The following is a 16,924-nucleotide window of genomic DNA, read 5'->3' on the forward strand; positions in this document are numbered from 1 at the left end:
GAGTCGTTCAGCCGGGCCTGACCCGGCCGGTTACTGCAGCCTTCATCGGACATACCTCACACTAGCACGTGACACTGTATGGTTTGGGTGGAATCGGTCGAGGTCACGTGCGCGGGAGGTGAGCGGTGGCGGAGGTGCTGCTCAAGATCGGCGAGCTGGCCGCGCGCGCCGGCGTCAGCATCCGCACCGTCGACTACTACACGAGCCTGGGGCTGCTCTCCCCCGCGCGGCGCACGGCGGGCAACTACCGGCTCTACGGGCCCGGTGACGTGGAGCGCATCCACCTCGTGCGGCGGCTGGAGGTGCAGGGCGTGCCGCTGGAGGAGATCGCGACCGCGTTCACCACGCGGCAGGCCGACGTCGGCCCCATCCTGGACCGGATCGGCGAGGACCTGCGCGCGTTGCACACGGCGGCGGAATCGGCCTCGCCGGAGGCGCACGGCGTGCTGACGGCCATCGCGAACCGCGTGCACTCGTTGATCACGCTGGCGCTGGAGATGCCTCCCCTGCCTTGAGACCCGAGACCCGTTTCAGGAGGCCTGTCGTGACCACGCCGGAACCCGGCCCATTCCAGCCGTACATCTCGGCGCACGAAACGCCCAGCACCGCGCCCACCTGGAAGCACCACTCGGTCAAGGCGTCGCTGCACCGCATCCGCCACAGCCGGACGGTCGAGGACGCGCACGCCCAGGCGACGACCGAGGCGGTGGTGCTCCTGCACTCGATCCGCCGCACCCTGGTGTGGATCGCGGTGCTGATCACGTTCGTCGTGGTGGTCTTGGTGATCGTGCCGTGGGCCGCACTCGTGTTCGGGTAGCCGCCGTGGACCCCGCCGCGCGGGCGGCGGGGTCGATGACGGAGCCGATCAGCCCAACCAGGGGGCGAAGTGCTCGGCCACGACGGTGGTCAGGCCGCCGACGCTGAGCCGGCCGTCGACCTCGATCACCCGCAGGCCGTGCTCCCGCGCCCGGTCGACCACGTCCTCGGCCAGGAGGCGGTCCCGTTCGAGGCGGTTGGCCTGCGCCCGTTCCGGGTCGCTCACCGCGACCGACACCTTGGCGGCCCTGGGCAGTTCGCGCAGCTGCCGTTGCCGGAACGCCTCGGTCGGCACCAGGAACACGGCCTGGCGCGGGTCGGCGAGCAGCGGCGCGACGAGCTCCGGCCGCAGGCCCCACCCCTCGGCGACGAGCGGACGGCCGCTGGACAGGGCGCGCAGGTCGTCGAGCACCATGCCGAAGCGCTCGGCGTGGCTGTGCTTGCTGTGCTCGGCCATCTCCTGCGGCGACGGCCGCACCCACGTCGTGTCGGGGTCGTGCGCCTGGAGGGTCTGCCACGCGTGCCGGTGCGGGTAGCGACCGGCCTGCGCCAGGGCGCGGTCGTAGTGGCCCCGGGCGTCGTGGAAGTCGTAGTGGTAGGCGGTCAGTCCGAATCGGCGCGACAAGAGCCAGGCGACGGTCGACTTGCCCGACCACTGCGCGCCGCCGATCCACAGGACAGTGCTGAGTTCACCAGAAGGTCCCCACCTCATGGTGGCAAGGGTGACGGCTCCCGATGGCGCGCACAAGTCTTGTTTTTGCTGGTCAGAAGTGGTTTAGTGGTAGGTGTTCAGCCGGTTATATGGTCCCCACCTCGACCGGCGGCAGTCAGGCCCCACCCGTCGCGGGCTCGGTGTGCACGGTGACGGCGGTCAGGCGCGGCACGGCGCGCTTGAGGTGGTGCTCGACCTCGTGCGCGATGCGGTGGCCCTGCTCGACGCTCAGCCCCGCGTCCACCGCGATCGCCAGCTCCGCCCGCAGCACGTGCCCGGTCCAGCGCATCCGCACCCGGTCGGCCCGCACCACGCCGTCGACCTGCGCGGCGGCGCGTTCGGCCAGGTCCACCGACGCCGGGTCGACCGCGTCGAGCAGCCGGCCGAAGACCTCGCCGGCCGCGTCGCGCAGGACGACCAGGATGGCGACCGTCATGCCGAGGCCGACGAGCGGGTCGGCGGCGGGGAAGCCGAGTGCCACGCCGGCGCCGCCCAGCACGACGGCCAGCGAGGTGAAGCCGTCGGTGCGGGCGTGCAGGCCGTCGGCCACCAGCGCGGCCGAGCCGATGTCCCGGCCGACGCGCATGCGGTAGCGGGCGACCAGTTCGTTGCCGAGGAACCCGACCACGCCCGCCGCCGCCACGACCCAGAGGTGCCGCACCGGCTGCGGGTCGAGCAGTCCGCGCACCGACTCGTACCCGGCGTACACCGCCGAGGCGGCGATCACCAGCACGATCGCGACGCCGGCGAGGTCTTCCGCGCGACCGAGGCCGTAGGTGAACCGGCGGGACGCGGCCCGGCGGCCCAGCACGAACGCGATGGCCAGCGGCACGGACGTGAGGGCGTCGGCGAAGTTGTGCACGGTGTCGCCCAATAGTGCGACCGAGCCCGTGACCAGCACCAGCACCGCCTGGACGACCGCCGTGGCGAACAGCGCCACGAACGAGACGACCAGCGCCCGCATCCCGCGCCTGCTGCTCTCCAGGGCGCTGTCCACGCGGTCCGCCGAGCGGTGCCCGTGGCCGTGACCGTGCCCGTGGCCATGTCCGTGCGTTCTGTCGGTCACCGTTCCGCCTCTGGTCGACCTCTGACTGGGACGTTGGCAGCATACCTGCGCAGTCACGCAGATACGCAACCAAGTAGGCTTACCCCCATGCACACCGCGTTGTCGGACTTCGACATGCCCAACGACGAGCAGGTCCACCTGGCCGCCGAGTCGTTCCGCCTGCTCGCCGACCCGACCCGGATCAAGGTGCTCTGGGCGTTGTTGCAGGGCGAGTCCTCCGTCGCCTGCCTCGCCGAGCTGGCGGGCGCCGCGCCGACCGCGGTCAGCCAGCACCTGGCCAAGCTGCGCCTCGCGGGTCTGGTGAAGGGCCGTCGGGAAGGGACGTTCGTCTACTACTCGGCCGCCAACGACCACGTGAAATCCCTTCTGGCGCAAGCGCTCTTCCACGCCGACCACGTCGACCGCGGCATCCCGCCCGCCGACGACGCCGAGCAGGAGGTCGCGCACCACCAGCACTGAGCGACACCGGCGGTTTCACCCTTACGTCGCAACGAATCGGGCTTATCAGTGCAGCTCAGCGGGTATCCGAAGCGTCCCCACCCGGTTCGACGAGGAGCAGGATCATGGGCACCTCCCCCTCTCCCCTCCGCGACGGGAGGCTGTGATGGCGCAGTCGCGGGACCTGATCGACATCCGCAGCGGAGACCTCTTCCACCAACCCGTCCCCTACGGCCTGGTGTACCCGACGTGCACGGCGGACGGCGAAGCGCCGCCCAGCCAGCGCGGCCGGACCTGGGAGCACCTGACCGCCTCGGGCCGCGTCCTCGAGCCGGTAGCCCGGTGACGCGCGGCAGCAGTCCCCCGACGGGGCCGCGGGCAGCAGCCCGCGGCCCCGTTCTCGTTGCGGTGCAAGGGAACCTGCCGATGACCGACGCCCGCCGGACGAGGGCGTGACGGCCCGCGTCACGACCTGACGCGCGCCGCGCACACCGCGCAGTCCGGCACCGCCCGGTCCGGCACGCCGAGCGCGGCGAACCCCTCCGCCGCCGCGCGCCACGACCGCACCGCCTCGCCGTGCCGCCCGGCGGCGCACTCCGCCCGCGCCACCCCGTGGTGCCCGCGCGCCCGCTCGTACCGGCCGCCGGCCCGCCGGGCGTGCTCGAAGTGCCGCAACGCCAGTTCCGGCTCGCCGGTCGCCAGGCGCAGCAGCCCCAGCTGGTACCGGACCTCGCCGAGCAACGGCACGTCGTCGGCCACCACGCCGACCGCCAACGCCGCGTCGAGGTGGTCGCGGGCCTGGCTGAGCCCGCCGCGCGCCAGGTGCACCGAGCCCAGCCCGCACAACGCCTCGCCCTCGTGCCGCTGGTCGCCGAGCTCGCGGAACCGGACCAGGGCGTCGCGGTAGTGCGCGGTCGCGCGGTCGGGTTCGCCCGCCTGCCGGTGCACGTGCCCGAGGTTGAGGGTGGCGGCGGCGACGCCGAACCGGTTGGCCAGCTTCTCGAACACGGTCAGCGCCCGCTGCCCGTGGTCGAGCGCGCGGACCGGGTCGCCGAGCCGGAGGTGGAAGCCGCCGAGCGCGGTGTGCGCGACCGCCTCGCCGAACGCGTCGTCCTGGCCGAGCCGCAGCGCCAGCGCCCGCTCGCCCTGCTCGACCGCGTCCCGGTAGCGCCCGGCCAGGTAGTGCACGACGGCGATGTTGGTCGACGTCCGCGCCGCGCCCGCGTGGTCGCCGAGTTCTTCCCACAGCGCCGACGCCTGCTCGTAGGCGTCCACCGCGTCGGTGTGCCGCTGGGAGGTCTGGTGGGCGACGCCGAGCGCGTTGAGCGTCTCGGCCTGTGCCCGGATGTCGCCGAGGGCGCGCGCGGACGTCAGGGCGACCTCGTGGGTGGCGGTCCAGTCGTCCAGCAGGCCGAGGGTGAACCAGTGCCGCCACAACGCGTTCGGCAGGCGCCAGGCGTGCTCGTGCCGGCCGGAGGCGGCGGCGAGGCGGGTGGCCGCGACGAGGTTGCGGCGCTCGTCGTCCAGCCACCGCGCGGCGGTGTCGCGGTCGCCGGCGCCCGCGTCGGTCTCGACCGCGGCCACCGCTGCCGCCGCCCGGTCCAGGTACCAGTCGAGCACCCGGACGACGGCGGCGTCGCGCTCGTCGGGGTCGGCCAACTCGGCGGCGTACACGCGCAGCAGGTCGTGCAGCCGGTAGCGGTCGAGCCCGACCTCCTCGACCAGGTGGCCGGAGGCGAGCACGGCGAGCGGGCGGTGGACGTCCGACCCGGTGGCCGCGGCGGCGGCCTCGACGTCGAAGTCCGCGCCGGGTAACGCGCCCAGCAGCCGGAACACGCGCGCCACGTCGGGTGTCAGTGCCCGGTAGGACCAGGAGAAGACGGCGCGCACCGCGGCGGACGGGTCGTCCGGGGGCGAGAGCAGGTCGATCCGCCTGGTCTCGTCGGCCAGCTGCGCGGCCAGCGCGGTCAACGTCACCGAAGGTCGGCGCACGGCCCGGTGCGCCACGACCCGCAACGCCAGCGGCAGCCCGCCGCACAGGTCGACCAGCCGTGCGGCGGCGGCCGGTTCGACGTCCACGCGTCGGCCGAGCACACCGCGCAGCAGCGCCACGCCGTCGTCGGCCGACAGCGGCACGACGGCGACCGGGTGCGCGTTGTCGCGGGCGGCGAGGCCGGCGAGCTCCGCGCGGCTGGTGACCACGACGGCGCAGCCGGGCGCGCCGGGCAGCAGCGGCCGGACCTGCTCGGCGGAGCGGGCGTTGTCCAGGACCAGGAGGACGCGGCGGTCGGCGAGCAGGGACCGGCACAGCGCCGAGCGCTCGGCTTCGCTCTCCGGCACGTGGTCGCGGTGCACGCCCAACGCGCGCAGGAACTCGCCCAGCACGGCCCGCGGCAACGCCGGCTCGCCTTCCCCGTGCCCGCCGAGGTCGGCGTAGAGCTGCCCGTCGGGGAACCGCTCGGCGACGCGGTGCGCCCAGCGCAGCGCGAGGGCGGTCTTGCCGACACCGGGCGTGCCGACGAGCGCGACCACGACGGGCCCGGCGAACCCATCCCCCACCACCGGACCAGCGCCCGACCCCGCCCTCGGGCTCACCGCCGCCCCACCGGCAACCGCCGCGAGCGGCCCGTCCCCCGCCCGAGCCGCCGCCTGCGAGGCGAGCAGGGCGTCCAACCCGGCCAGGTAGCCCTCCCTCGCGACCAGGTCACCGGCCGGAGGCAGCTGGCGAGGTGTCGGCGTGGTGGCGGGGGCCGGGGTGTCGGCGTCGGCCAGCAGCCGTTGGTGCAGGTGGCGCAGGTCCGCGCCCGGTTCGACGCCCGCCTGCTCGATCAGCAGCCCGCGCAACCGCCGGTAGACCTCCAGCGCCTCCACCCGCCGCCCGCAGCGGTGCAGGGCGAGCATCAGGGCGCCGGCCACGCGTTCCCGGCCGGGGTGCTCGGCGGCCAGCGCGGTCAGGTCCCCGACCACGTCGTGGTGCCGCCCCAGCTCCAAGTCCGCCTCCAGCCGGTCCTCCAGCGCGGCCAGCCTCTCCTCGGCCAGCGCGACCACCAGGCGGTTGCGCAGCGGGCCGTCCGCCGTGTCCGCCAACGGCGCGCCGCGCCACTCCCCCAGCGCCGTCGCGAGCAGCCGCCGCCGCACCGCCACGTCCGCCGTGGCCCGCGCCCGGGCCACGCCCTCCCGGAACCGGTGCAGGTCGACGTCCACCGGGTCGACGTCGAGCCGGTAGCCGCCGCCCGTGCCGACCAGCGCCACGCCCAGCCCGCCGAGCAGCTTGCGCAGCCTCGACACGTACACCTGGAGCGTGCCGCGGGCGGTCGGCGGCGGCACGTCCCACAGCGCCTCCGCCAACCGCGCCACCGGCAGCACGCGACCGGCTTCCGAAGCCAGCACCGCCAGCACGCACCGGAGCTGCGGGCCCGGCACCGGGATCACCCGATCCCCGTGCGCCACCTCGACCGGACCCAGGACCGACAACCGCACCGCGCCCCCCATGGCGAGTGAAGCTAGCGACAGATCCGGCCCGGACACAGGCTGTCCGGCCGTCCGGAGCTGTCCCGGACAGCCGTCCGGGCCGCGCGCGACCGCCCGCGCACCCGCCGCGGCGAAAAGCACGTGACTGTCGGTGGTGATCGGTAGGCTCACCGTGCGGACCCACAGCGGAGGAGGCCGAGTGACGGCGAGCGACGGGCGGCTGGTCGGCGACCTGGCCAGGGCCATCGACGAGTCGGACTTCGCCTGGTCGCTGGTGCTCGTCGGCGAGGACCAGCGCGACAAGCTGGCCGCGCTGACCAGCGACCTGCTCGGCAAGCCGTCGACCAGCGGCGACGGCAAGCAGATCGCCTCCGGCTACGCCTACTGGGGCATCGGGCCGACGATCGCCTGGGCGCACGCCTGCGCCGACCCGTTCTACCTGGTGATGAAGCAGAGCCTGGACTCGTTCACCCGCCGCTGGGGCCGGGTGCGCGGCCGGATCGGCGAGGGCTTCCACCACGTCAGCTTCGGCGTCGGCACCGGGCACAAGGACCGGCTGGTCCTGGAGCACCTGCTGGAGCGCAACCCCGGCCTGCTCTACGTGCCGGTCGACATGAGCTCGGAGATGCTGCGGCTCGGCACGCAGGAGGCCACGCACCGCGTCGGCCTGCGCGGGCACCGGGTGGTGCCGGTGCAGCTCGACTTCTCCCTCCGCGACAACCTGGCCGAGCTGCGCGAGCTGATCCACCGGCTGGTCGGCGACGAGCCGGTGCTGTACTCGCTGCTGGGCAACACGCTGGCGAACTTCGACCACGACGACGAGCTGCTCGCGAACCTCACCGCGCTGGTCCGGCCGCAGGACCTGTTCCTGCTGGAGGTCGCCACCACCGAGGCGTTGAACGACGACCTGGCGCAGGACGCGGTCGAGGAGTACGCGCGCAGCCGCGCCTACCGCGAGTTCGTGACCAGCTCGCTGCTGCACAACACCGACCTGACGATCAACGTGGACGCGGTGCAGTTCCGGGGCGCGGTCGAGGGCGACCGGGCGTTGGCGGTGAAGGTCGTCTACCAGAACCAGACCGGCGGCGACATCATGATGATGCTGCCCGACCGCAACCGGGTGCCGTTCCCCGACCGGGACACCATCCGCCTCTACCTGACCCGCAAGTACGCGCGGAAGGCGTTGGACGGGATCGTGCGCGAGGCCGGGATGCGCAAGGTCACCGGCACGCACTCCGACTTCGGCGTGCCGCGCTCGTCGCAGGGCTTCGGCATGGACCTGCTGCTGCTCGCGCCCGGCGAGCCCGTGCCCGCGCCGAGGACGGACGACAACGTGGCCGACGTCATCTGGGGGAACTGACCCCCGATGACCCGGATCGCGATCACGGCCCTCACGTTCGGCGCGCTCGCGGTGGCGATGGCGCTGGGCGTGAGCTGGTTCGTCGTGTCGCCGCCGGGCGAGCGGTGGGAACCGGCGGTGAACTCGTTGGCGCTGCTCGCGGGCATCACCGGCATCTTCGCCGAGCGGTGGGCCTCGCAGCGCGAGCAGCGCAACCAGGCGATCGAGTCGATCCGGCTGGAGATGGCCCGCAACCGGGAGACGCTCGACGGCGAGGCGTTCAGCGCGTCGAGCTCACGCGGGCGGCGGGTGTACCCGAGGCTGGTGCAGTCGGCGGTGGACTCCGCGCTGTCGTCCGGCGCGCTGAGCCCGCACCGCGACGCCGAGCTGATCGACCTGCTGCACCGGTGGCGCACGGCGGTCGCGTCGGTGAACCGGCGGTTGGAGCTGACCGAGATGCTGGTGTTCACCAGCGCGTCGGACGAGAAGGCCGAGCAGTTCCACACGGCGCTGCACCGCGCCAGCAGCTTCTTCCAGGGCGTTCGGACGCTCCTCGACGAGGCCCAGGCCACCCTCGGCGGGCCGGTGCTGCCCTAGCTCGCGGCCAGCAGCTCGCCGTCGCCCAGCACGAGGCCGAGCCCGTCCACCCAGCGTGCCACGACGGCGGGTTCCGGCCGGACCGGGCCGCGCAGCCTGGCGAGCACGAACGGCGGCTCGGCGCTGTCGGTCTCCACCGCGACCGACCAGCCGCGGTCCTCGTCCCACAGCAGCGCCACGTCGCGGTCGGCGAAGCCGGGCAGGTGGCCGTCGAGCGCGAGGTAGGCGCCCAGGCGGGAACCGTCGGACTGCACGCACGAGCACTCGCCGCTGAGACCGAGCGCCCGCGTCACGTCCGAGACGTAGGCCAGCACCGCGCGCACCGCGCTGTCGTCATCGAATTCCCAGTCCATCCCGCACCACCGTCCCCGCCCCCGCCGTCCCTGGTCGGCGCCGACCACTCGGCGCGGTCCGGGGTAGCCCGATCGTGCGGTTTCAAAACCCGGACGTCCGGATTGTTTGGCCGCCGGGACGTCAGGGAGCGGCCGGACCAGGCTTTTCGTACAGGTAGGCGCCCACCCAGTCGACCGCGTCCCGGGTGGGCTCCGCCGGAGGGGCGGCCACGAAGTTCGCCGCGTCGTCGACGCTGCCGGTGCCGTCGTAGCGGGCGGTCAGCGGGTACGGGAACACCGGCCGGGTGCGGACCGCGTCGCCCGCCCGGCCGGTGGCGATGACGCGCTCGGGCGCGGTGCCCTGCTCCACCCACGCCAGCAGCTCGCGGATCGGGTCGAAACCGCTCAGCGTGCTGCCGCCGCCGCAGTGGTACATGCCGGGGACCATGAACACCCTGGCCCAGGAGCGGACGTCCTCGTCACGCTGCGCCAGCCGTTCGTAGTAGTCGAGCAGGGCGCGCGGCGGAACGCCCTGGTCGCTCCAGCCGTGCCAGAGGATCAGCTTGCCGCCCGCCGCGCGGAACTCGTCCAGGTCGAGGCTCATCGCGTTGCCGCGCACGCCCTCGACGTTGAGCCGGGCGAACTCCTCGGCGGTGAACTCGACGTCGGCCAGCGACGAGCCGGGCGAGCCGACCGGGAAGCCCATGTGCTTGAGGAAGTTGTCCGCGAGCAGCGCGGAGAACGTGGCGGCGCGGGGGCTGGTGGTCGGGGTGATCCAGTCCACCCAGGCCCGCTCGGAGCCGCGTTCCTGCCCGGCCGGGTAGAGCCGCTTGCCGCGGGCGTCCTTCGGACCCGCGTACAGCTTGCGCACCACGTCGAGCTGCTCGGGCGTGAGGCACTTGCCGCCGGCCGCCGGGCACAGCAACGGCGCGGGGTCGTAGTCGCACCGGCGCGGGTCCTCGATCTGGTCGTCCACCAGGCCGTCGATGCGGTCGCAGTGCTTCATGACGGCGTCGTGCAGCACGGGCAGCAGGTCGGCGGTGAGCACCGGCAGGCCGTCCGCGCCGGTGTTCGTGCGGGCCAGCCACGCCTGGTAGAGCACCAGCGGGCTCTGGTAGTTCGCGGGCGCGCCGGCGATGACGCCGTCGAAGTCGTGCGGGTAGCGCTGGGCCAGCAGCAGCCCTTCCCGGCCGCCGTTGGAGCAGCCGGCGAAGTAGGAGAACGAGGGCGGGTCGCCGTAGAAGTCCTCGATGACCCGCTTGGCGGCCATCGAGACCACGTGCGGCGCGCGGAAGGCGAAGTCGTCGCGGGCCGCCTGGTTGGCGGCGGCGGGCCTGCCGTCGGCCGACCTGACCGTGCCGCGACCGACGTGCCCGTCGTCCGTGGCGGCCACCGCGACGCCGCCGACCTCCGGTCCGCAGTCGGGGAACGAGGGCGACACGAGCTCGCCGCAGAACCCGCCGCAGCCGTACTGGAGGTAACGGCCGGTGTAGGTCGTGATCGGCAGCTTCAGGTGGAACCGGACCTCCGGCTCGACGTACCCGAGCACGGAGCAGTGCGCCGCCTCCTGGCCCTCCCCCACCGCTTCCGCCTGCGTCACGTGCGCACGCGTGCCGGGGAGCTCGAAGTCGCGCACCAGGTCCGCGCACTCGGCCACGGGCCGGATCACCGCGCCCTGCTCGCCGGGCGCGGCGGCGAGGGCGGCCACCAGCGCCACCACCATGCCGACCAGCACGCCCCACCGGATCACTCGCACCTCCATCCCCGCCCATTCTGCCGATCACGCGCGCACCGATCGGATCCCGGGTCCGACGGCGGCCGGGCACGAGCCCGTGCGTGCGGAGTATCCCCTGTTCGGGGCGTTGACGGACGGGAAACGGATCAGGGGCGGGGTGTGAGCACCGCAACGCCCGCGATGTCGTCCAGGTACGCGGAGGTGAACCCACCGGCGACGTTCTCCACCTCCGCGATCACCACCGTGACGCCGTCGAGCACCGCGGAGTCGTAGTTGTGCGCGGTGAACGGGACGTCGGCGACCTGGAGGAGGGAACCGGACAGCGGCGTGAGGTCACCGGTGCCGTGGACGTCCTCGAGCCGCTTGAACTCGCGGGCCTGGTCGCGGTCGTCGAACTCGACCCAGGCGACGAACACGACCGCCGTCCCACCCTTGTCGTCCGTGAGGGTGAACAGCATCCGGTCGAGGGCCACGCAAGGCACGGCCTTCAACAACTCCTGCACCTGCCCGAACGAGTGGGAAACGCACTCGTCGTCAGCGCGGGTCGCCCTGTCGACCACCCGGAGCCCGGTGTCGCGCCAGATCTCGTCCGGATCGCCAGGCGCCGCGAGCCCACCGGCACCAGCGGCAACCACACCGGCCAACGCGGCGGCGGCGACCAACCCACCGGACCCCATCCCACCACCTCCGCCACGACCGGCACCTGTCACCCACTGGTACCCGCTTCGACGGTAACTCCCACCTGCCGACGACGGACAGGCCCAACACCACCAACCCCCGCCACACCACGACCACCGGCCGGCGCAGTCGGAACCGCGCCGCCATCCCGAACCCACCCGACACGGACCTCACGAGGGGTTCGGCAGCCGAGTGTCGAATGTAGACGGTGGCGGTGGCAGTGGGCGAAGACGTCGCGTCGGACGTGGCTTCGGTCGTGTGTAGGGCGAACGCCTGACACGCTCGCCCGCTTCGCGACGCTACGTTCCGGCACCATGGGGTATCGAAGCAGGGGGCTCGTCGCGGTCGTGATCGCCGCACTGGCCGTCACTACTGCGTGTGGCGATCGCGGCGGGAGCGGGTCACCGGCCGGCGGCCCGACATCAGGCACCGACCCCGGCAAGTCGAGGAAGATCGACAGTGCCGACGAGGTGATCAAGGTGGTCGACCTGGGGTTCGTCACCTACAGCGTCGGGAAGTCCGTCAAGCAGGACTACCTGAGCTGGGGGTTCGTCATCGAGAACGTCTCCGACGAGGTGGCCCTCAGCGTCTCGGTCGAGGCGGACTTCACCGACGGAGCAGGACAGCCCGTCCCGGGCACCGAAGAAGCCGGCTCCTTCACCGTGGTACTACCCGGCCAGAAGATGGGCGTGGGCGGCAACAGCATGTACGACGGCCCGGTCGTGGCCGACATGGAGGTCAAGGTCACGATGATCGGGTCGCTGGACACCCCGGACGGCAAGCGCCACCGGGACCCGCCCTCCCCCTACCAGGAGCTGCGGGCGAGCAACCCGGTCGAGACCCTCACCGGCCAGAACGACGACAACGAGGTGGTCACGGTCGACGTGACCAACACCTACGGCGTCCCGTTGAAACCGAAGGTGACCGCGGTGAGGCGGGACGCCAACGGCGTCATCGTGGGCGGTCTGGGCAACAACGCCATGGAGGAGAAGATCCAGCCGGGTGCCCGCGCGCAGGCCACCCTCAGCGGGCAGGTCCACCTGCCGAGGCTGACCTCGGGGACCACCGAGTTCTCCGTGGATCCGGTCATGGGGTGGATCGTCACCACTGACCCCGTTTTCGAGGACCTGGGATGACCACCATCGGCAAGCTCGTCGCGCTCGCGTGCGCCGCACTGGCCCTGACGACCGCGTGCGGCGGCGGGGACGGGTCGTCATCAGCCGAGGGCGATACCGGCGAACCGAAGACCATCGCCAGTGCCGACGAGGTGATCAAGGTCGTCGACAAGGGGTTCGTCACCTACAAGGTCGAAAAACCCGGCGTCGAGAGCGACTACCTGAGCTACGGGTACGTCATCGAGAACGTCTCCGACGAGGTGGCCCTCACCGTCCGGGTCGCCGTGGAGTTCACCGACGAAGCAGGCAAGCCCCTCCCGGACGTGCCCAGCTCGGGCAACGAGTTCAGCGTCGTGCTACCCGGCCGGAGGATGGGCGCCGGCCACAGCGAGAGCTACGCCGGCCCCGCCCCCGGTGGCGACCGCCCGACCATCGCCGGCATGAACGTCAAGATCACCCTGATCACCGCGCTGGACACCCCGGACGGCGAGCGCTACCGGAAACCACCCGCTCCCTACGCCGAGTTGGCGACGGGCGACCCGGTCGTCGTCGGCTCGAATGGCAGGAACGAGACGGTCGCGGCCGAGGTGACCAACACCTACGACGTCCCGCTGCGGCCGAAACTGACCGCGGTGGTGCGGAACGCCGACGGGGTCATCGTCGGCGGCATGAACAGCGAGCCGGTCACCCAGCAGATTCAGCCAGGCGACAGCGCGCGGGCTGAGTTCTTCGACAGGGACATCCGGTCGCCGAAGGTCGCCGAGGGGACCGTCGAGTGCTACGCGGACCCCAACCTGGGACGGATGATCACCCGAACCCCCGTCTGGGAGGACACCTGACGCTACGGGCCCGGGGTGGGAGGCCGGTGGTCGGCAGTGCACTTCTTCCAGGCACTTCTTCCCGGGCCACGTCCACGCGGTCAAGGGCCGCGTCCACGCGGTCAAGGGCCTCGGCGGGGTTCCGACGGGCAGAGCGGGGTTTCGACGGGCAAGGGCGGGGTTTCGACGGGCAAGATCCGCTGCGACGACCTCAAGACCCGAACGCCGCCACCACCGCCGCCATGTCCGCCCCTTCCCCGACCCGCCCCGCCGCCACCCGGTAGTGCTCGTGCAACACCCGCATCAACCGATCATCCGTCCCGGCCACCGCCATCGCCGCCACGATCAGCTCGCTGTCCTTCACCGCGCCGTCAACCCCGAACGACGCGGTGAACTCGCCGTCGATCATCGCCCGTCCCTTGACCTGCGCATAAGTGCTGTCGACCGGACCACCGGCGATCACCTCCAAGAACGCGTCGGGGTCCAACCCCAACCCCCGCGTCAGAGCCACCGCCTGCGCGGTCGCGGCCGTGATCGACAGCACCCACGAGTTGGCCGCCAGCTTGAGCCGCTGCCCGTCCCCGGGCCGTTCACCCGCCCACACCGTGCGCAGCGCGATGGCGTCGAACACCGGCGCGAGGAACTCCCGCACCTCCACCGGCCCGGCCGCCAGGACGGTCAGCTTCCCCTGTTCGGCCGGTGCGCGCGTGCCGAGCACCGGCGCGTCCACGAACGGCACGCCGTACGTCGTGGCCAGTTCCGCCAAGTGGTCGACACCGTCCAAGCCGACCGTGCCGCACTGCACCCACACCGCACCGGGCTCGACCGACGGCAACGCCTCGGCCATCACCCCGGCGGTCGCGTCGGCGTCGAACAGCATCGTGAGCACGACGTCCGCGCCGACGACCGCGCTCTTCGGGTCGTCGGCGACCAACGCGCCTTCGTCGGCCAGCGGGCGCGCCTTGGCCACGCTGCGGTTCCACACCACGACGTCCATCTTGGACCGCAGCAGGCTCCGCGCCATCCCGGCGCCCATCAGACCCGTTCCCAACACCACCGCGCGCATGGACCCAACATTCCACCAAGGACGGTGGACCGCATCACGAAGGCGACGAGGCCAGGTAGCCGGGCGCCCGGCGGGCGTGCGCCGCCCGTTCGAACGCGGCGGCGAACCGCAGCACGGTCGCGTCCTCCCGGTGGCCCGCCATGAACGACACACCGATCGGCAACGGCCCGGCGAAGCCCGCCGGCACGGAAGCGTTCGGGTACCCGGACACGGCCGCCGGCGTCGACGACCCCAGCTCGAAGGCGTCACCGTCGCCGTACTCGGTCCGCCACGCCGGCCCGTTCGTCGGCGCCACGATCACGTCCAGCCGGTGCGCGGCCAGCACCTCGTCGATCGAACGGCGGGCGAGCGCGGTCGCGGTCCGGCGCTGCTCGACGTACGTCGGATCGGTGACCGGCCGGGCCTTCGCCGCCTCGACGAACAACTCCTGCCCGAACTTGTCCAGCTCCACCGGGTCGGCCTCGTTGAACGCGATCAGCTCGGTCAACGTCCTCGGCACGCCCGGCCGCGTCTTCAGGTACCGCTCCAGGTCGTGCTTGAACTCCGTGATCAGCGCCGGGAACTCGGCGGCCTCGACCTCCTGCTGGTACGGCAACTCCACCTCGACCACCACCGCGCCGGAGCGCCGCAGCACGTCCACCGCCGACTGCACGACCCGGTCCGCCTCGGCGTTGCGCCCGGCCTTGCGCCACACGCCGACCCGCTTGCCGTCCAACGTCGCCGCGCCGAGGTCCGACGCGTAGTCGACGCCCTCGCCCTCCAGCACGGACATCAGGATCGCGGCGTCCACCACGTGCCGCGCCATCGGACCGGCCGTGTCCTGGCGCGACGAGATGGGCACGATGCCGTCGCCGCTGATCCGGCCGAGCGTGGGCTTGAGGCCGACCACGCCGTTCTGCCCGGCCGGGCACACGATCGAGCCGTCGGTCTCCGTGCCCACCGCGACCTGCGCCAACGACGCCGCCACCGCCGCGCCCGAGCCGGACGACGAGCCGCACGGGTTGCGGTCGAGGACGTGCGGGTTGTTGGTCTGCCCGCCGATCGCGGACCACCCGGAAGTGGACGACGTGGAGCGGAAGTTCGCCCACTCGGACAGGTTCGTCTTGCCCAGGACCACCGCGCCCGCGTCACGCAGGCGTCGCACCAGCTCGGCGTCGTCCCGGGGCGGCACGCGCAGGGCACGTGAACCGGCCGTGCTGCCCATGGTCCTGGTGTCGATGTTGTCCTTGAGGAGCACCGGGATGCCGTCCATCGGGCCTCTCACCTGCCCCAGCCGACGTCGCCGGTCGCTCTCCGCGGCTTGGGCGAGCGCTTCGGGGTTCACCGCGACGACCGAGCGGACCTTGCGGTCGATGGTCTCGATGCGGCGCAGGTAGGCGCGGGTGAGGTCGACCGAGGTGAGGGTGCCCGCGTCCATTCGGCGGTTCAGGTGCGGGACGGTGGCCGCGTCCAGGTCCTCGACCGGGCGGGTGCGGGCGTGGGCCGGTGGCGCGACGACGAGCACGCACAGCAGGGCCGCGAACAGGGATCGCATGCTGGTACCCCAGTCGTGGGGACCGTTCCCGGTCAACCCGCCATTGGTCGGGGGCTTCGGGATCTTGGGGCTCGGTCGGGACCCGGTCGGGACTCGGTCGGGACTCGGTCGGGACTCGGTCGGCGCAGGTTCTTGATCGGCGCAGGTTCCTCAGTCGGCGCTGGTTCGGCTGGCGCCGGCTATTTGGGCGCTTCCCCCTGGTTGACGCGTGCGTGCAGCCGTTCGCGGATCTCGTCGGGCGTGTAGGCGCGACGCTTGCGTTCCGCGCGTGCGATCACCACCCCGGTCGCCGCGACACCCGCGACACCGGCCAGTCCGAGCAGCTTCCACCAGCGCATCTGCCTAGGCTACCGGGATGGCTGGAACGAAGATCGGTCTGGACGAGGCGGTCGAGCTCACCCGTACCGGGGACGTCTGGTTGTTCCGCGGCAGCTCGGTGGCCGACCGGGCGATCCGGGTGACCACGAACAGCCCGGTGAACCACGTCGGCATGACCGTGGCCGTCGAGGACCTGCCGCCGTTGATGTGGCACGCCGAAATGGGCCGCTCCCTGCCGGACGTGTGGACCGGCACGCACCACCGGGGCGTGCAGTTGCACGACTTGCGTGACGCCGTGCTGGTGTGGGCGCGCAAGTACGGGCAGCGGGCGTGGCTGCGGCAACTCGACCGGCCGACGACCCGGGAGGAGGACGACGCGGTGCTGAAGACGGTGGCACGGCTCAACGGGACCCCGTTCCCGTCCACGGCGAGGATGGCCAGTCGGTGGTTGCGCGGGCGGTTGCCGAACTTGCGCAAGTCTTCGGACACGACGTTGGAGACGGCGTACTGCGCGGAGGTGGTGGCGGTGACTTACGAGGAGATGGGGCTGCTGCCGAGCGGGCGTCGGGTCAATTGGTACGACCCGGGGCGGTTTTGGAGCGGTGATGAGCTGGACTTGGTGGGTGGGGCGCGGTTGGGGGAGGAAATCGGGGTGGAGATACCTCGGGAGTGACTTGGGGGTTGAAGGGGTGGGGGTTCGAGGGGTTGGGGGTCAGGGGGCAGGGCTCGGCGGGTTTTGGGCGGGGTTTGGGTTCGATGGTCACGCTCGGGTCCGGCTCGATTTGACATGGGGCCCTTACGGGCACTCCAGGCAGGCCAAAGCCGGCAGGCCCGGCGGGGAAAAGCGTCCCGCCAGGCCTGCCGGCTTCGACCAGCCTAAAGCACCCGA

Annotated in this window: 18 protein-coding genes; 9 read left to right on the forward strand and 9 right to left on the reverse strand. The window is 72.5% G+C overall.

The window, feature by feature from the left end; all coding sequences use genetic code 11:
* Positions 1 to 125 precede the first annotated feature (125 nt).
* Both AB0I91_RS01150 and AB0I91_RS01155 read left to right on the forward strand, forming a co-directional pair.
* Positions 126 to 515, forward strand: a complete 390-nt coding sequence (locus AB0I91_RS01150; protein ID WP_498772282.1) for a MerR family transcriptional regulator — start codon at positions 126 to 128, stop codon at positions 513 to 515.
* A 29-nt stretch (positions 516 to 544) separates the two neighbouring features.
* Positions 545 to 817, forward strand: a complete 273-nt coding sequence (locus AB0I91_RS01155; protein ID WP_499634544.1) for a hypothetical protein — start codon at positions 545 to 547, stop codon at positions 815 to 817.
* A 48-nt stretch (positions 818 to 865) separates the two neighbouring features.
* Here AB0I91_RS01155 and AB0I91_RS01160 read toward each other — a convergent pair whose 3' ends face one another.
* Both AB0I91_RS01160 and AB0I91_RS01165 read right to left on the reverse strand, forming a co-directional pair.
* Positions 866 to 1,528 carry a hypothetical protein gene (locus AB0I91_RS01160; protein ID WP_498772278.1) on the reverse strand — a complete coding sequence of 221 codons (663 nt, stop codon included), beginning with the start codon at positions 1,526 to 1,528 and terminating at the stop codon, positions 866 to 868.
* A 115-nt stretch (positions 1,529 to 1,643) separates the two neighbouring features.
* Positions 1,644 to 2,594 (reverse strand): cation diffusion facilitator family transporter, encoded by a 951-nt coding sequence (locus tag AB0I91_RS01165; RefSeq protein WP_498772276.1) that lies wholly within the window; start codon positions 2,592 to 2,594, stop codon positions 1,644 to 1,646.
* Positions 2,595 to 2,681: 87 nt separating this feature from the next.
* Here AB0I91_RS01165 and AB0I91_RS01170 point away from each other — a divergent pair, with 87 nt between their 5' ends.
* Positions 2,682 to 3,053: an ArsR/SmtB family transcription factor gene (locus AB0I91_RS01170; RefSeq protein ID WP_498772274.1), complete on the forward strand. Its 372-nt coding sequence runs from the start codon at positions 2,682 to 2,684 to the stop codon at positions 3,051 to 3,053.
* 145 nt (positions 3,054 to 3,198) lie between these two features.
* Complete coding sequence (locus tag AB0I91_RS01175; RefSeq protein ID WP_498772272.1) at positions 3,199 to 3,378, forward strand: hypothetical protein; 180 nt, start codon at positions 3,199 to 3,201, stop codon at positions 3,376 to 3,378.
* 119 nt (positions 3,379 to 3,497) lie between these two features.
* On the opposite strand, the gene AB0I91_RS01180 is transcribed toward AB0I91_RS01175, so the two are convergent.
* On the reverse strand, positions 3,498 to 6,524 hold the full coding sequence (locus tag AB0I91_RS01180) for an AfsR/SARP family transcriptional regulator (protein ID WP_499634548.1): 3,027 nt from the start codon (positions 6,522 to 6,524) through the stop codon (positions 3,498 to 3,500).
* 178 nt (positions 6,525 to 6,702) lie between these two features.
* Between AB0I91_RS01180 and AB0I91_RS01185 the strand changes: the two genes are divergently transcribed.
* Entirely contained in the window at positions 6,703 to 7,863 is a 1,161-nt protein-coding gene (locus tag AB0I91_RS01185; protein WP_498772268.1) for an L-histidine N(alpha)-methyltransferase, read from the forward strand.
* A 6-nt stretch (positions 7,864 to 7,869) separates the two neighbouring features.
* Complete coding sequence (locus AB0I91_RS01190) at positions 7,870 to 8,439, forward strand: hypothetical protein (protein WP_498772266.1); 570 nt, start codon at positions 7,870 to 7,872, stop codon at positions 8,437 to 8,439.
* Here AB0I91_RS01190 and AB0I91_RS01195 read toward each other — a convergent pair.
* From AB0I91_RS01195 to AB0I91_RS01205, 3 genes are all read right to left on the reverse strand, one after another.
* Positions 8,436 to 8,792, reverse strand: a complete 357-nt coding sequence (locus AB0I91_RS01195) for a DUF6292 family protein (RefSeq protein WP_498772264.1) — start codon at positions 8,790 to 8,792, stop codon at positions 8,436 to 8,438. The genes AB0I91_RS01190 and AB0I91_RS01195 overlap by 4 nt on opposite strands.
* Positions 8,793 to 8,913: 121 nt before the next feature.
* Positions 8,914 to 10,533 (reverse strand): tannase/feruloyl esterase family alpha/beta hydrolase, encoded by a 1,620-nt coding sequence (locus AB0I91_RS01200; RefSeq protein WP_498772262.1) that lies wholly within the window; start codon positions 10,531 to 10,533, stop codon positions 8,914 to 8,916.
* Positions 10,534 to 10,652: 119 nt separating this feature from the next.
* A complete protein-coding gene (locus tag AB0I91_RS01205; protein ID WP_498772260.1) occupies positions 10,653 to 11,183 on the reverse strand; it encodes a hypothetical protein in 531 nt (176 codons plus the stop codon).
* Positions 11,184 to 11,663: 480 nt separating this feature from the next.
* Between AB0I91_RS01205 and AB0I91_RS01210 the strand changes: the two genes are divergently transcribed.
* Together AB0I91_RS01210 and AB0I91_RS01215 are read left to right on the forward strand one after the other, a co-directional pair.
* Positions 11,664 to 12,320: a hypothetical protein gene (locus AB0I91_RS01210; protein ID WP_498772258.1), complete on the forward strand. Its 657-nt coding sequence runs from the start codon at positions 11,664 to 11,666 to the stop codon at positions 12,318 to 12,320.
* Positions 12,317 to 13,138, forward strand: a complete 822-nt coding sequence (locus AB0I91_RS01215) for a hypothetical protein (protein ID WP_498772256.1) — start codon at positions 12,317 to 12,319, stop codon at positions 13,136 to 13,138. The genes AB0I91_RS01210 and AB0I91_RS01215 overlap by 4 nt, the downstream gene beginning before the upstream one ends.
* 190 nt (positions 13,139 to 13,328) lie before the next feature.
* Here the strand turns inward: AB0I91_RS01215 and AB0I91_RS01220 are convergent, their stop codons facing one another.
* The 3 genes from AB0I91_RS01220 to AB0I91_RS01230 form a co-directional block, all read right to left on the reverse strand.
* A complete protein-coding gene (locus AB0I91_RS01220) occupies positions 13,329 to 14,183 on the reverse strand; it encodes an NAD(P)-dependent oxidoreductase (protein ID WP_498772254.1) in 855 nt (284 codons plus the stop codon).
* Between the two features lie 34 nt (positions 14,184 to 14,217).
* On the reverse strand, positions 14,218 to 15,717 hold the full coding sequence (locus tag AB0I91_RS01225) for an amidase (RefSeq protein WP_499634554.1): 1,500 nt from the start codon (positions 15,715 to 15,717) through the stop codon (positions 14,218 to 14,220).
* A gap of 179 nt (positions 15,718 to 15,896) precedes the next feature.
* On the reverse strand, positions 15,897 to 16,055 hold the full coding sequence (locus AB0I91_RS01230) for a hypothetical protein (RefSeq protein ID WP_498772250.1): 159 nt from the start codon (positions 16,053 to 16,055) through the stop codon (positions 15,897 to 15,899).
* 17 nt (positions 16,056 to 16,072) lie between these two features.
* Between AB0I91_RS01230 and AB0I91_RS01235 the strand changes: the two genes are divergently transcribed.
* Positions 16,073 to 16,708, forward strand: a complete 636-nt coding sequence (locus AB0I91_RS01235; RefSeq protein WP_498772248.1) for a hypothetical protein — start codon at positions 16,073 to 16,075, stop codon at positions 16,706 to 16,708.
* Positions 16,709 to 16,924 lie beyond the last annotated feature (216 nt).

Source organism: Actinosynnema sp. NPDC049800 (genome assembly GCF_040656635.1).
Taxonomy (GTDB): domain Bacteria; phylum Actinomycetota; class Actinomycetes; order Mycobacteriales; family Pseudonocardiaceae; genus Actinosynnema.

What these genes read in the sequence shown, in the direction of transcription:
- AB0I91_RS01235 (WP_498772248.1), top strand. Translation starts at nt 16,073, where the DNA reads ATGGCTGGAACGAAGATCGGTCTGGACGAGGCGGTCGAGCTCACCCGT.
- AB0I91_RS01190 (WP_498772266.1), top strand. Translation starts at nt 7,870, where the DNA reads ATGACCCGGATCGCGATCACGGCCCTCACGTTCGGCGCGCTCGCGGTG.
- AB0I91_RS01200 (WP_498772262.1), bottom strand. Translation starts at nt 10,533, where the DNA reads ATGGAGGTGCGAGTGATCCGGTGGGGCGTGCTGGTCGGCATGGTGGTG.
- AB0I91_RS01175 (WP_498772272.1), top strand. Translation starts at nt 3,199, where the DNA reads ATGGCGCAGTCGCGGGACCTGATCGACATCCGCAGCGGAGACCTCTTC.
- AB0I91_RS01230 (WP_498772250.1), bottom strand. Translation starts at nt 16,055, where the DNA reads ATGCGCTGGTGGAAGCTGCTCGGACTGGCCGGTGTCGCGGGTGTCGCG.
- AB0I91_RS01205 (WP_498772260.1), bottom strand. Translation starts at nt 11,183, where the DNA reads ATGGGGTCCGGTGGGTTGGTCGCCGCCGCCGCGTTGGCCGGTGTGGTT.
- AB0I91_RS01170 (WP_498772274.1), top strand. Translation starts at nt 2,682, where the DNA reads ATGCACACCGCGTTGTCGGACTTCGACATGCCCAACGACGAGCAGGTC.
- AB0I91_RS01180 (WP_499634548.1), bottom strand. Translation starts at nt 6,524, where the DNA reads ATGGGGGGCGCGGTGCGGTTGTCGGTCCTGGGTCCGGTCGAGGTGGCG.
- AB0I91_RS01195 (WP_498772264.1), bottom strand. Translation starts at nt 8,792, where the DNA reads ATGGACTGGGAATTCGATGACGACAGCGCGGTGCGCGCGGTGCTGGCC.
- AB0I91_RS01225 (WP_499634554.1), bottom strand. Translation starts at nt 15,717, where the DNA reads ATGCGATCCCTGTTCGCGGCCCTGCTGTGCGTGCTCGTCGTCGCGCCA.
- AB0I91_RS01160 (WP_498772278.1), bottom strand. Translation starts at nt 1,528, where the DNA reads ATGAGGTGGGGACCTTCTGGTGAACTCAGCACTGTCCTGTGGATCGGC.
- AB0I91_RS01220 (WP_498772254.1), bottom strand. Translation starts at nt 14,183, where the DNA reads ATGCGCGCGGTGGTGTTGGGAACGGGTCTGATGGGCGCCGGGATGGCG.
- AB0I91_RS01215 (WP_498772256.1), top strand. Translation starts at nt 12,317, where the DNA reads ATGACCACCATCGGCAAGCTCGTCGCGCTCGCGTGCGCCGCACTGGCC.